13 protein-coding genes are annotated in these 12,837 nt (G+C 36.4%); 3 read left to right on the top strand and 10 right to left on the bottom strand.

Going from position 1 to position 12,837, the window contains the following annotated elements; all coding sequences use genetic code 11:
• Positions 1 to 4: 4 nt before the first annotated feature.
• From sufD to B4F31_RS00100, 5 genes are all read right to left on the bottom strand, one after another.
• Positions 5 to 1,321, bottom strand: a complete 1,317-nt coding sequence (gene sufD / locus B4F31_RS00080) for a Fe-S cluster assembly protein SufD (protein ID WP_075325185.1) — start codon at positions 1,319 to 1,321, stop codon at positions 5 to 7.
• 94 nt (positions 1,322 to 1,415) lie between these two features.
• Positions 1,416 to 2,168 (bottom strand): Fe-S cluster assembly ATPase SufC, encoded by a 753-nt coding sequence (sufC, locus tag B4F31_RS00085; RefSeq protein ID WP_075325184.1) that lies wholly within the window; start codon positions 2,166 to 2,168, stop codon positions 1,416 to 1,418.
• A gap of 42 nt (positions 2,169 to 2,210) precedes the next feature.
• Positions 2,211 to 2,615, bottom strand: coding sequence for a hypothetical protein (locus tag B4F31_RS00090; protein WP_083634124.1), 405 nt, complete (start codon positions 2,613 to 2,615; stop codon positions 2,211 to 2,213).
• A gap of 9 nt (positions 2,616 to 2,624) precedes the next feature.
• Positions 2,625 to 4,070, bottom strand: a complete 1,446-nt coding sequence (gene sufB, locus B4F31_RS00095; protein WP_075325183.1) for a Fe-S cluster assembly protein SufB — start codon at positions 4,068 to 4,070, stop codon at positions 2,625 to 2,627.
• Positions 4,071 to 4,159: 89 nt separating this feature from the next.
• Positions 4,160 to 4,489: a HesB/IscA family protein gene (locus tag B4F31_RS00100; RefSeq protein WP_075325182.1), complete on the bottom strand. Its 330-nt coding sequence runs from the start codon at positions 4,487 to 4,489 to the stop codon at positions 4,160 to 4,162.
• A gap of 275 nt (positions 4,490 to 4,764) precedes the next feature.
• Here B4F31_RS00100 and thiL point away from each other — a divergent pair, with 275 nt between their 5' ends.
• A complete protein-coding gene (thiL, locus tag B4F31_RS00105; RefSeq protein ID WP_075325181.1) occupies positions 4,765 to 5,838 on the top strand; it encodes a thiamine-phosphate kinase in 1,074 nt (357 codons plus the stop codon).
• A gap of 31 nt (positions 5,839 to 5,869) precedes the next feature.
• Here thiL and B4F31_RS00110 read toward each other — a convergent pair whose 3' ends face one another.
• The 5 genes from B4F31_RS00110 to B4F31_RS00130 all read right to left on the bottom strand — a co-directional run bounded on the left by B4F31_RS00110 (position 5,870) and on the right by B4F31_RS00130 (position 9,805).
• The gene (locus tag B4F31_RS00110) at positions 5,870 to 6,121 is read right to left on the bottom strand and encodes a hypothetical protein (RefSeq protein ID WP_075325180.1); all 252 of its coding nucleotides are present in this window, start codon (positions 6,119 to 6,121) and stop codon (positions 5,870 to 5,872) included.
• 66 nt (positions 6,122 to 6,187) lie between these two features.
• The gene (locus B4F31_RS00115) at positions 6,188 to 6,964 is read right to left on the bottom strand and encodes an alpha/beta fold hydrolase (RefSeq protein ID WP_286760312.1); all 777 of its coding nucleotides are present in this window, start codon (positions 6,962 to 6,964) and stop codon (positions 6,188 to 6,190) included.
• A 170-nt stretch (positions 6,965 to 7,134) separates the two neighbouring features.
• On the bottom strand, positions 7,135 to 8,427 hold the full coding sequence (locus tag B4F31_RS00120; RefSeq protein WP_075327870.1) for an aminopeptidase P family protein: 1,293 nt from the start codon (positions 8,425 to 8,427) through the stop codon (positions 7,135 to 7,137).
• Between the two features lie 161 nt (positions 8,428 to 8,588).
• Positions 8,589 to 8,879 (bottom strand): chaperone modulator CbpM, encoded by a 291-nt coding sequence (locus B4F31_RS00125; RefSeq protein WP_075325178.1) that lies wholly within the window; start codon positions 8,877 to 8,879, stop codon positions 8,589 to 8,591.
• Positions 8,876 to 9,805 (bottom strand): DnaJ C-terminal domain-containing protein, encoded by a 930-nt coding sequence (locus B4F31_RS00130; protein ID WP_075325177.1) that lies wholly within the window; start codon positions 9,803 to 9,805, stop codon positions 8,876 to 8,878. Before B4F31_RS00130 ends, B4F31_RS00125 begins: the two co-directional genes overlap by 4 nt.
• A gap of 358 nt (positions 9,806 to 10,163) precedes the next feature.
• On the opposite strand from B4F31_RS00130, the gene asnB reads away from it, so the two are divergent.
• Together asnB and B4F31_RS00140 are read left to right on the top strand one after the other, a co-directional pair.
• Positions 10,164 to 11,834 carry an asparagine synthase B gene (asnB, locus tag B4F31_RS00135; RefSeq protein WP_093305630.1) on the top strand — a complete coding sequence of 557 codons (1,671 nt, stop codon included), beginning with the start codon at positions 10,164 to 10,166 and terminating at the stop codon, positions 11,832 to 11,834.
• 329 nt (positions 11,835 to 12,163) lie between these two features.
• Positions 12,164 to 12,826: a succinate dehydrogenase cytochrome b subunit gene (locus tag B4F31_RS00140; protein ID WP_075325175.1), complete on the top strand. Its 663-nt coding sequence runs from the start codon at positions 12,164 to 12,166 to the stop codon at positions 12,824 to 12,826.
• Positions 12,827 to 12,837: the final 11 nt, after the last annotated feature.

The raw sequence follows: 12,837 nt of genomic DNA on the forward strand, positions 1-12,837 counted from the left end.
CGATTTACAGGTTGAATCCTAATTCTACGCCCAATTTAAGGGCTATAAGTTTATTGATTCTCTTCTTAATCTCTGGAATTTTTACACTTTCCAATACATTATTGGCAAATGCATACATTAAAAGTCCGCTGGCTTCTTTTCTTGGAATACCACGAGATTGAAGATAGAATAATGCTTCTTCGTCTAACTGTCCAATAGTACAACCGTGGCTACATTTTACATCGTCTGCAAAAATTTCCAGCTGAGGTTTTGAGTTTATGGTTGCTTTATCGTTTAATAAAACATTATTGTTAGACTGGTAAGCATTTGTTTTTTGCGCTTCTTTTTCAACCACTACTTTCCCGTTGAAAACACCAACCGATTTTTCATCAAAAATACCTTTGTAATCCTGGTGCGATTCACAATTTGGTTCTATGTGATGTACCAAAGTATTATGATCTACGTGTTGTTTTCCTTCAATAATGGTAACACCTTTCATAGTAGAATCTATGCGTTCCCCTCTTTGATAAAAATTAAGGTTGTTACGCGTTAATTTTCCGCCAAGAGAAAAAGTATGTACAGAGCAAAAACTTTCAGATTTCTGTTCTATGTAGGTATTATCAATTAAAGACGCCGAAAGTTTGTCGTTCTGAATCTTATAATAATCTACTATAGCACGTTTATCAGCAAAAATTTCGGTAACCGAATTAGTAAGCACCGGTTGATCTGTTAAACTTTGGTGACGCTCAATAATCTGGCAATGGGAATTTTCGTCTACCACAATTAAATTACGAGGCTGCACTAATAAAGAAGATTCGTTTCCGGTAGAGAAATTAATGATCTGAATTGGTTTATCGGCCATCGTATTCTTGTGAATATGAATAAAAGCCCCTTCTTTGGTAAAAGCAGTATTCAACGAATTTAGTCCATTTTTTGGAGCAATTTTGTTGAAATAATTATCAATTACCGGTTTGTAAAGATCTTTATTTAAAGCCGAAGACATTAAGCAAACATCAATCTTATCATGCGTAGTGCTAGATAAGTGTGATGAGTAAATACCATCTATAAACACTAAATCGTAAGTATCTATCTCGTGGATAAAATACTTTTTAATGTCTTTATATTCAAGCGTATTTTCCTGTTTTGGAAAAAGACTATAATCTTCCTTTAAAATTGATTTAAGGGAAGTATATTTATAATCTTCCTGCTTTCGGTTTGGGAAACCTATAGTTTCAAAATCCTTAATCGCCTGATTTCTTATTTTATGAAGATCATCGTTAGAACCTGTGTACTCTTCTTCAAAAGCCAGGAAAGATGATACTAATTTCTCTTTTAATTCCATGATAATGTATTTTGTCTTTCCCGCGTAAGCGGGAAACTTGACCAGTCTTCAAAAAGACTAAAATAGCTTTTCTTACTTTTTTCGAAATAAGTTATTAAACCGCTTTTTCGGCTTTAACCCATTCGTAACCTCTTTCTTCCAGCTCGAGTGCAAGTTCTTTACCGCCAGATTTCACTATTTTACCGTCTATCATTACGTGAACTACATCTGGTACAATATAGTTAAGCAAACGCTGGTAGTGAGTAATTAGCAAAACTGCGTTGTCTTTGCTTCTTAATTTGTTTACCCCGTCGGCAACAATTTTAAGGGCATCAATATCCAAACCTGAATCGGTTTCATCAAGAATAGCCAATTTTGGTTCTAACATTGCCATTTGGAAGATTTCATTTCTTTTCTTTTCTCCACCTGAAAACCCATCATTTAAAGATCTTGACAAAAATTTACGGTCAATTTCCAAACTTTCAGATTTCTCTCTAATCTTTTTCAGCATTTCATTTGCCGGCATATCTTCCAGTCCATTAGCTTTTCTATGAGCGTTAATGGCGGTTTTCATAAAATTGGTAACTGAAACTCCAGGAATTTCCACCGGATATTGAAAAGAAAGAAAGATACCTTTATGAGCTCTTTCTTCAGGATCCATTTCTGAAATCTCTGTGTTTTCAAAAATAATTTCTCCCTGGGTTTGTTCAAATTCCTCTTTTCCCGCAATTACCGAAGAAAGTGTACTTTTTCCTGAACCATTAGGTCCCATAATAGCGTGAACTTCTCCGGGATTAATATCAAGATTAATTCCTTTTAAGATTTCTTTATCTTCTATACTTGCGTGTAAATTCTTTATTTGTAGCATAAATTATCTGTATGCATCCCGAATAAATTTGGGATTGGTTTATTATTCTTCTTCCTGTTCTTCTAAAGCCTTCTCAGACTCCAGAATTTCTATAATTTCTCTTATTTCTATATTCTCATCCCAGCCTTCCTGTCTTGGGTTGGGCACAATTTTTCCTTTAACTTTTACTGGAACCATATCAAATTCTTCCTTCTGAAATGGTTGTACCTGCTCGGCGAGTACTTTAGACATCGAGTCTATAGTTACACCATAAACAAAATCGCTTCCTCTTAAAATTGCTGCATCGCCGGCATAAATAAATTCACCGGTTAGCGTTTGAATACTATCGGGAACTTTTTCTGCTTCAGGCTGGTTCATTAGATCCTGGCGGCCTTCGTCCTGACAGGAAAAAGCCGTAAAAGCAAGGCTAAGAATTAGTAAAAACTTCTTCATTTCTTCAATCTTCATTCGCCCAAATTATCCTACAGATCCTTCCAGAGAAATTTCTAATAGTTTTTGTGCTTCCACTGCAAACTCCATAGGTAGTTTGTTCAATACCTCTTTACTAAACCCGTTAACAATAAGAGCAATAGCTTTCTCGGTATCAATACCACGTTGGTTACAGTAGAAAATTTGGTCTTCTCCAATTTTACTTGTGGTGGCTTCGTGTTCTACCTGCCCGCTTTTGTTTTTAACTTCAATATATGGGAAGGTATGCGCGCCACATTTATTTCCCATTAAGAGGGAATCACATTGTGAAAAGTTACGGGCATTTTCAGCTCTGCCGTTTATTTGCACGAGTCCGCGATAAGAGTTTTGCGACTGTCCCGCTGAAATACCTTTAGAGATAATGGTACTCTTGGTATTTTTACCAAGGTGAACCATTTTTGTACCGGTATCTGCCTGCTGGTGGTTGTTGGTAACCGCGATTGAATAAAATTCACCAATAGAATTATCTCCTTTTAAAATACAGGATGGATATTTCCAGGTTACTGCAGATCCCGTTTCAACTTGCGTCCAGGAAATCTTAGCTCCTTTTTCACAAAGTCCACGTTTGGTTACGAAGTTATAAACTCCTCCTTTTCCTTCTTTACTTCCCGGGAACCAGTTCTGTACAGTACTGTACTTAATTTCGGCATCATCTAATGCTATAAGTTCTACAACCGCCGCGTGTAATTGATTTTCGTCACGGGTAGGTGCGGTACAACCTTCAAGATAACTAACATAACTTCCCGGTTCTGCAACTACAAGCGTACGCTCAAATTGCCCGGTACCAGCCTGGTTAATTCTAAAATACGTTGAAAGTTCCATTGGGCATCTAACGCCTTTTGGAATGTAGCAAAATGAACCATCACTAAATACTGCAGAATTTAATGCTGCGTAAAAGTTATCGGTTGTAGGTACTACTGAGCCTATGTATTTTTTAACAAGCTCAGGATGTTCCCTGATTGCTTCTGAAATTGAACAAAAAATAATTCCTTTTTCAGCTAGCGTCTTTTTAAATGTTGTGGTTACAGAAACAGAATCCATAACTACATCTACAGCAACACCGGCAAGTTTTTTCTGTTCGTCTACAGAAATTCCAAGCTTTTTAAAAGTATCCAACAATTCTGGATCTACTTCGTCTAAACTCTCGTATTTAGGTTTTTTATTAGGAGCCGAATAGTAAGAAATATTCTGAAAATTTGGCTTTTCGTAATGCACGTTAGCCCATTCAGGTTCTTTCATGGTTTTCCAATGGCGATATGCTTTTAGTCGCCATTCAGTCATCCATTCCGGTTCTTCTTTCTTTTTGGAGATCGCTCTAACAATATCTTCATTTAATCCCACAGGAAATGTATCCGATTCAATGTCGGTATAAAACCCGTACTCATATTCTTTCGTTTCGAGCTCTTTTTTTAAATCATCTTCAGTATATGCCATCTCTTATTTATTCAAAAATATTTAAGGTTCAAAAGTTTAAAAATTTAGAGGTTTAATCTTTATTTTTAAATTCTGTTCCTTTTAATTAATTACAGAGAAAAACTTTCTCCGCATCCACAGGTTCTTTGGGCGTTAGGATTATTAAATACAAATCCCTTGCCGTTTAATCCGCCAGAAAATTCTAAAACAGTTCCTGCCAGGTATAATACGCTGCGTTTATCTACTACTATTTTTATATCGTTGTCTTCAAAAAGTTTGTCATCTTCGGCCTTGGATTTGTCAAAATTTAACTCATAAGACAAACCAGAGCAGCCTCCGCTTTTCACACCTACCCGAACAAAGTCTTTCATATTGTCAAAACCCTCTTCACTCATAAGTGTGGCAATCTTTTTTTTAGCGCTTTCGCTTACTTTTATCATAGCTTAAAAAGATTAATTCTAAATTGGGTACAAATATACTATAAAACAAGCGGTTTACCATAGCGCTGGTATATGTTTTAAGAATACATTGATAAGTCCTGCCAATTCTAATTTTTGAAAGGTCAATTGCTTTTAAATAACTGAAAATTAAAGCATTTAGTGTTTATTTTCAATTCTTTCTGAAATAAATAAACCGTCGTTTTTTTAATCTATGCCTATCTTTATAATGGCAGTTGAATAATATTCAGTTATTTTGCAAATTAAAATAATTAGTTATGTTTCAGGATAGTCAGGATATGCGCACAAACCTTTCAGAATTAGGTGAATTTGGATTAATAGATCATCTTACCAAAGGTTTTGAACCCAAACTTTCTTCAACTGTAAAAGCCATTGGCGACGATGCTGCAGTATTAAATTTTGAAAATAAACACACCGTAGTAACTACAGATCTTTTGGTGGAAGGTGTTCATTTTGATTTGGCTTATATGCCTCTTAAACATTTGGGGTATAAGGCGGTAATGGTAAATGCTTCAGATGTTTACGCAATGAATGCTAAAGCCACCCAAATCACTGTTTCTATAGCAGCTTCAAACAGGTTTCCGGTAGAAGCGCTGGAAGAATTATATTCGGGTATTGAACTTGCTGCGAAATTATATAATATTGATGTGGTAGGTGGTGATACTACTTCTTCAACTTCAGGCTTATTAATTAGTATCACCGCACTCGGCATTGCTGACAAAGAAGATATTGTTTACCGTAGCGGTGCTAAACCAAATGATTTGCTTGTGGTGACCGGCGATCTTGGTGCGGCTTATATGGGTCTGCAAATTTTAGAGCGTGAAAAAGAGGTTTTTAAAGCCAATCCGAACGCCCAACCAGATCTGGATCCTTATACTTATTTAATTGAAAGACAATTGAAGCCGGAAGCAAGAAAAGATATTGCGCCTTTATTGAAGGAACTTGGTGTAAAACCAACTTCTATGATAGATATTAGCGACGGACTCTCCTCTGAAATCATCCATTTATGTAAAAATTCTCAGGTTGGTGCAAATTTATATGAAGAGAAAATTCCGCTAGACCCGGCAGTGATTTCGGTTTGTGAGGAGTTTGATATAGATAGTACTACTATTGCTTTAAGTGGTGGCGAAGATTACGAATTACTTTTCACTATTTCCCAGGAAGATTATGATAAAATAAAAGCAAATCCTAACTTAACCGTAATAGGCCATATGGCAGAGGAAAAAGAAGGAATGCATTTAATAACGCGTGCAAACCAGAAGTTGCCACTAATTGCAAGAGGCTGGAATTCTATGGAAGATAAAAATGAAAAATCTGAGAAAAAGGAATAAATTTCCGGGAATTTAATTCCGAAATAAATGCTTAAGAAGCGTGAGCGTAATGCTTACGCTTTCTTTTTTGGTGTATTTTGGAAATATAATCGTTGGTTTCTTTGAATTTTGGGGTTAACCGAGCCAAAAAACCATTTGCGGTATCGGTCATTTCCATGCCGCATTTCTCGCATTTGTATTCGTGAACGTGATCTGTAACATTTTTAGACACGCGTAATTTATGCCCGAAAATGCTGCAAAGAACTCTTCCGAATGAAAATCTAGTAGGGTGTTTTTCTTTCATAAAAGCTTGATTTTCTTATTTCTGAAAGTCTAAAGTATAAAAAAAAGTTAAACTTTCGACAAAAAGTTAAAATTTATCGACAAATTGCAAAATTTTAAAGAGTTCATTTTTATCTTCCAAAAAGGCTAAATGACCACCCGGAAGACTTTCAAACTCACTTCCACAACGTTTAGCTATGACTTTTATTGTGTTAAAATCCATAACAGGATCATTTTTTCCTGCAATCACAATTTTTTGTCCTTTAAAATTTGCAAAAAGCCCGGTGTGATCTGTACGAATTTTCATTCCTTTAATTGCAGCGTAGATTCCTTCAGTAGAAAACTTAAGAGCGCGATTTTTTAATTCTTCAATTTGAGGTTTGAATAATTTATTATTTGCTGGCATCAATAAATTTGAGATAGCCATACTTACAAAAGCCCTTTTGTTTTTTAGAACCAAAGCAGCCGCGCGGTCGCGATTTGCTTTTCGTTCTTCAGAATCTTCCTGCGGAGTAGAATTTACCAACACCAGACTGTTGCACATTGTAGGAAAAATATTTTGAAATTCCAAACTCACATAGCCACCCATAGAATGACCTGCAAAAGAAGCCTGTTGAATATCAAGCTCGTCCAAAACCGCTTTTACTGCTTTTGCCATTTCAGCCATCGTGTGCACTTCTACAATATTCCCAGATTCACCGTGCCCGGGGAGGTCTATGCAAATAACCTTTCGCTTTGCTGATAGTTCTACCACAAAATCCTGCCATATTTCTTTAGACTCTAAAAAGCCATGCAAGAGAACTAGAGGATTTCCTGTTCCCTGTGAGGTAAAAGAAATAGGTGTGTTTTTATAGGTTGTTTTCATTAGTGCTTAAAATAGAAAAAGCCACGAATTCACAAAATAATTCTTGCATTCGTGGCTTTGGTTTTAAATCGTCATCCTGAACTGGTTTCAGGATCTTTCATTATTCTGGTAGATCTCATATTTGAATCTGAAACAAGTTCAGATACGTAAAAAGTAATTGACCTATTCTATTAAGAATTCATAATATCCTCAATCTCCTCAATTTCAATTGGGATATTGCGCATTAAGTTGAAAGGCTCGCCTTCTGGCTGAATTACCACATCATCTTCCAAACGAATTCCGAAACCTTCATCGGGTAAATAAATTCCCGGTTCTACGGTGAAAACCTGGTTGGGCTTCATGGGTTCGGTTAAAATCCCGTAATCGTGGGTGTCTAATCCAATATTATGCGCGGTCCCGTGCATAAAATATTTTTTATAAGCAGGCCATTTTGGGTCTTCATTTTGAACATCGGCTTTATCCAATAAGCCATGATCTAGTAATTCTGATGTCATTAATTTACCGACTTCTTTATGGTATTCTGCCCATATTGTTCCGGGAACCAACCATTTTGTAGCTTCTTTTTTAACCTTATTTACAGTGTTGTAAATCTGTTTCTGTCTATCAGAAAACTTTCCTGAAACCGGAATAGTTCTGGTCATATCACTGGAATAATTGGCATATTCTGCCCCGGTGTCTAAAAGGATTAAATCTCCTTCTTTACATTGTTGGTTATTCTCGGTATAATGCAGTACGTTGGCGTTATTTCCACTGGCAATAATTGGAGTGTAAGCGAATCCGCGGCTACGGTTTCTAATCATTTCATGCCAGTATTCGGCTTCAATTTCGTGTTCCCACACTCCGGGTTTTGTGAATTTTAATGCCCTGCGGAAAGCTTTTTCGGTAATATCGCAAGCTTTTTGCATTAGATCCAGCTCAATAGGGTCTTTTACTGAACGTAGACGCTGCAAAATAGGATTACTTTTCGCAACCTGGTGTGCAGGATATTTTTCTTTACACCATTTTATAAATCTTTCGTCACGAGTTTCGGTTTGTACATTCGCACGATAATGCTCGTTGGTATTGAAATATACTGTCTCGCATTGGGACATTACTTCAAAGAAAATCTTCTCAAAATCCTGAAGCCAGTAAACCGTTTCTATACCGCTAACTTCTAAAGCTTTTTCCTTATCTAATTTTGCGCCTTCCCAAACTGCGATATGCGGATTAGTTTCCGTAAGAAATAAAATCTCACGATGCTCCGGTTTTGGGGCATCCGGGAAAAGCACCAAAATTGCTTCCTCCTGGTCTACACCGCTTAAATAAAATAAATCCCTGTTTTGCTGAAAAGGCATAGTGCTATCGGCACCAATCGGGTAAATATCGTTAGCATTAAAAACCGCAAGGCTGTTAGGCTTCATTCCAGCCGTAAAGCTTTTTCGGTTTTTTATAAATAATTTACTGTCTATTTGATCGTATTTCATTTGTTTATATTTTAAACCTCGCAGGTTTCCAAAACCTGTGAGGTTTGTTCGTTTGTAAAGTCTTCCTGCAAAGTTATCATTATCTCCCAGAGGAAAAAACCTCCAGGCAAGCCTATAAGTATTATCTGGAACTATAACTTGATTTCGAGACAAATCCTGGTTTACTCATATAAACCCAAACGGTTTTTAAGCTCTAGATTTTTCTTTTGTAATTTTTTCACCTGCCTTAATAAATGCTGAATTGCTTCAAGCCCTTCCAAATTTATATCGAGGTCGTAATGCAAACGCCATAGCCTCTCAAATTCTGAAATCTCATCGCAATGCACATACTCTGTGTCTTCTACGGTAATAATTTCTATCAAACCGCTTTCGTAAAGCGAACTAACAAAAGTGCGTTTCACTTTATACCTTGCGCAAATCTCATCGGTTGGTATTAAATCTTCTAAATTCATGAGCGTAATTTTTGAAGTTCTTGAAACAGTTCTCTTTCTCTCGCGCTTAAGTTTGTCGGCATTTTTACATCATAAGTGATAATTAAATCTCCAAACTGATTTTCCTTTTTATATTTCGGAAAGCCTTTGCCTTTTAATTTCACTTTAGTTCCGGGTTGGGTTTCAGGCTTTACTTTTAACTTAACTTTTCCGCCAAAAGTGTCTACGGTGAGTTCCCCGCCAAGTAAAGCGGTATATAAATCCAGGTTTACAGTGCAGAATAAATTCTCTTTTTCTCTTTTGAATTTTGTGTTGTTTGCAATATTAAAAGTGATATAAAGATCGCCTTTAGGGCCACCCTGAACGCCCGGCCCGCCGTGACCTTTAATCTTAATGGTTTGCCCATTCTCAACTCCGGCGGGTATTGTAAGTCGGATATTTTTCCCATTTACCGTTAGCGTTTGTTTGTGACTGGTATACACATCGCTTAGGTTTAGCTGAAGTTCAGCATTAAAATCCTGGCCTTTAAAATGACGGCCGCGGCCTGAACCGTGAGCTCTTGCGCCACTGCCAAACATTTCTTCAAAGAAGTCTGAAAAAGTATCATCGTCAAAATTTCCTGAATAGGAATAGCCGCCCTGGCCGCCACCAAATCCGCCGCCCGAGTAAGCTCTGCCGCCAGAAGCTTGCTGTTGTTTTTTAGCTTCTTCGTAAGCATCGGCGTGTTGCCAGTCTTTCCCGTATTGGTCGTATTTCTTACGTTTTTCGGGATCGCTCAAAACTTCGTTGGCTTCATTTATTTGCTGAAACCTGAGCTGAGCTTCCTTATTATTGGGGTTGAGATCTGGGTGATATTTCCTGGCCAGCTTCCGGTAGGCTTTTTTAATATCAGCCTGGCTGGCAGATTTATCTAATTCCAGCAATTTGTAGTAGTCTATAAAATCCATGAAAACTTATGAATTAATGTTGAAATTCTATCTCCTGAAATTACTAAAAAGCTGGCTTAGTTCCCATTAAGTTTTTGCAAAATCGGAGAAATTAGGAGAAATTCAACCAAAAGGTGATTTTCGCAATCTTCAAGTTTGGGAATAATATTTTTAATGTTTCCCGAAAATTCTACTCGAGTTTACTCCGAAGTAGTTTACTGCTGAAATTAAATTGTAATTATTATTAAAAATTATTTTTAATATGAAGTTAATATTCAATTTTAAATTTTCATATGTAACCAGATATACTCTATTAGCTTTTTTTATGAAATATTTATTCAATATTTGTTTCAATATTAATACTTAAAACTTTAATGCTGTGTGTGGAATTGTTTGTGCATTCGATTTAAAAGAGAAGTCTGAAGACTTAAGACCTCAAATATTAGAAATGGCTAAATGTTTAAGACATCGTGGCCCAGACTGGAGTGGAATTTATAGTGATGAAAAAGCGATTTTGGCGCATGAGCGTCTGGCTATTGTAGATCCTATTTCTGGTGGACAACCATTATTATCTGATGATAAACAGCTAGTGCTTGCTGCAAATGGCGAGATCTATAATCATAAAGAATTAAGAAGTCAGTTTCCAAATTATAATTTTCAAACAAAATCTGATTGTGAGGTTATCCTTGCGCTCTATAAAGAAAAAGGAGATAGCTTTTTAGATGAATTAAACGGGATTTTTGGTTTTGCTATTTATGATGCTGAGAATGATGAGTATTTTATTGCTCGAGATCATATGGGGATTATTCCTTTATATATAGGCTGGGATCAAAACGGAACCTTTTATGTAGCTTCAGAACTTAAAGCTCTGGAAGGAAAATGTACTAAGATTGAATTATTTCCTCCCGGGCATTATTTATCCAGTAAAAAGGAAGGTTTTCAAAAATGGTATGAGCGTGACTGGATGGAATATGATGCCGTAAAGGATAATGAAACCAGTATCGAAGATTTAAAGGAAGCTCTTGAAAAAGCGGTACACCGGCAGTTAATGAGTGATGTTCCTTATGGGGTTTTACTTTCAGGTGGCTTAGATTCTTCAATTACTTCTGCAGTTGCCAAATTGTATTCAGAAAAAAGAATAGAGAGTGACGATAAAGACGCGGCCTGGTGGCCGAGATTGCACTCTTTTGCCATAGGGTTAGAGGGTTCGCCAGATCTTGCGGCTGCACAAAAAGTGGCCGATCATTTAGACACGGTGCATCACGAAATAAAATTCACTATACAGGAAGGATTAGATGCGATTAAAGATGTGATTTATCATTTAGAAACTTATGATGTAACCACAATTAGGGCGTCTACTCCTATGTATTTAATGGCTAGAACTATCAAATCTTTGGGAATCAAAATGGTGCTTTCGGGTGAAGGTGCAGATGAAATATTTGGTGGATATCTTTACTTTCATAAAGCTCCGAGTGCAAAGGATTTTCACGAGGAGACCGTTCGAAAATTAGATAAATTACATCAATATGATTGTTTGCGGGCTAATAAATCTCTTAGCGCCTGGGGTATAGAGGGTCGTGTTCCATTTTTGGATAAAGAATTTATGGACGTAGCCATGAGAATAAACACGAAAGATAAGATGATTACCGGGGAACGTATTGAAAAATGGGTCCTAAGAAAGGCATTTGAAGATTATTTGCCAGAAAGCGTAGCCTGGAGACAAAAAGAACAATTTTCAGATGGGGTTGGTTATAGTTGGATAGATACTTTAAAAGAATTGGTTAATGCAGAGGTGAGCGATGAGCAGCTTAAAAATGCACACTTTAAATTTCCAATTCAGCCACCATCTAGTAAAGAAGAATATTATTACCGATCTATTTTCACCGATCATTTTCCAAGTGATGCGGCAGCAATGTCAGTACCTTCTGTACCTTCTGTAGCCTGTAGTACACCAACCGCTTTAGAATGGGATGAGTCTTTTAAAAATATGAACGATCCATCGGGTAGAGCAGTAGCAAATGTTCATGCTGATAGTTACCAAAAAGCTTAGAAAAATAATTTCGAAAATTAAATTTTATTAAAAAGCTACCTAAATCTATGGGTAGCTTTTTTTATGGAGTTTTAATTCCTAACCTGGTTGTGAATTGTGTAGCCGTATTTATATGAATTTTCAGCAAAAAGAATTGAAGTGCCTTGGAAGATAGCATTAGGTAAAGGTTTTAAGCTTTATTATTGTGTTAATTCGGAATAATAATCTTCAACAAAATTATCGCTTACTTATACTTGTTCTAAATAGTCCTATAAACAGCCTTGAAAGTTTGTCCGTAAGTGATTTGGAGTGTATTTTTGCTGTTAAATTTCTATAAAATTATCAAACCAATGGGTGGATTTCTAAATTCAACCATAGCAAGAAAATTTGCTATGGCCTTATCGGGACTATTTCTGGTCTTATTTTTAGCTCAGCATTTCAGCATCAATTTTATTTCAGTATTCAGTAAAGACGTCTTTAATGAAGTTTCTCACTTTATGGGAACCAACTTTTTTGTCCAGGCTTTATTGCAACCGGTTCTAATTTTTGGAGTGATTTTTCACTTTGTAATGGGTTTTATACTGGAAGCGAAAAACCGTGGAGCAAGAGACATAAAATATGTGAAGTTTGCCGGAAATGAAAATTCAAGCTGGGTTTCAAGAAATATGATTTACTCCGGACTTGTAGTTTTAGCTTTTTTAGGGCTTCACTTTTACGATTTCTGGTTTCCGGAAATGATTCATAAATATATAGAATCGCATCCCGAAGACGCTGCTCGTTATTATGATGAGTTAGTGGCGAAATTCCAAAGCCCGGTTAGAACAATATTATACGTGGTTTCATTTGTATTTTTGGCCCTTCACCTTTATCACGGCTTTTCTTCTTCTTTCCAATCTGTTGGATGGAGAAATAAGTACGCTAAAGGACTTAGAGGATTTACCAAAGCTTATGCGATCATCATACCGCTAGGATTTATTTTTATAGCCCTTTTTCACTATATTAATAACCTTTAATACGTAAGATT

It is taken from the genome of Salegentibacter sp. UBA1130 (genome assembly GCF_002311535.1).
Lineage (GTDB): Bacteria > Bacteroidota > Bacteroidia > Flavobacteriales > Flavobacteriaceae > Salegentibacter > Salegentibacter agarivorans.

Excerpts from the sequence above, each read along its gene's own strand:
- sufD (WP_075325185.1), bottom strand. The coding sequence starts at position 1,321 with ATGGAATTAAAAGAGAAATTAGTATCATCTTTCCTGGCTTTTGAAGAA.
- B4F31_RS00130 (WP_075325177.1), bottom strand. The coding sequence starts at position 9,805 with ATGGATTTTATAGACTACTACAAATTGCTGGAATTAGATAAATCTGCC.
- sufB (WP_075325183.1), bottom strand. The coding sequence starts at position 4,070 with ATGGCATATACTGAAGATGATTTAAAAAAAGAGCTCGAAACGAAAGAA.
- B4F31_RS00100 (WP_075325182.1), bottom strand. The coding sequence starts at position 4,489 with ATGATAAAAGTAAGCGAAAGCGCTAAAAAAAAGATTGCCACACTTATG.
- thiL (WP_075325181.1), top strand. The coding sequence starts at position 4,765 with ATGTTTCAGGATAGTCAGGATATGCGCACAAACCTTTCAGAATTAGGT.
- B4F31_RS00110 (WP_075325180.1), bottom strand. The coding sequence starts at position 6,121 with ATGAAAGAAAAACACCCTACTAGATTTTCATTCGGAAGAGTTCTTTGC.
- B4F31_RS00120 (WP_075327870.1), bottom strand. The coding sequence starts at position 8,427 with ATGAAATACGATCAAATAGACAGTAAATTATTTATAAAAAACCGAAAA.
- B4F31_RS00140 (WP_075325175.1), top strand. The coding sequence starts at position 12,164 with ATGGGTGGATTTCTAAATTCAACCATAGCAAGAAAATTTGCTATGGCC.
- sufC (WP_075325184.1), bottom strand. The coding sequence starts at position 2,168 with ATGCTACAAATAAAGAATTTACACGCAAGTATAGAAGATAAAGAAATC.
- B4F31_RS00115 (WP_286760312.1), bottom strand. The coding sequence starts at position 6,964 with ATGAAAACAACCTATAAAAACACACCTATTTCTTTTACCTCACAGGGA.
- B4F31_RS00090 (WP_083634124.1), bottom strand. The coding sequence starts at position 2,615 with ATGAAGATTGAAGAAATGAAGAAGTTTTTACTAATTCTTAGCCTTGCT.
- B4F31_RS00125 (WP_075325178.1), bottom strand. The coding sequence starts at position 8,879 with ATGAATTTAGAAGATTTAATACCAACCGATGAGATTTGCGCAAGGTAT.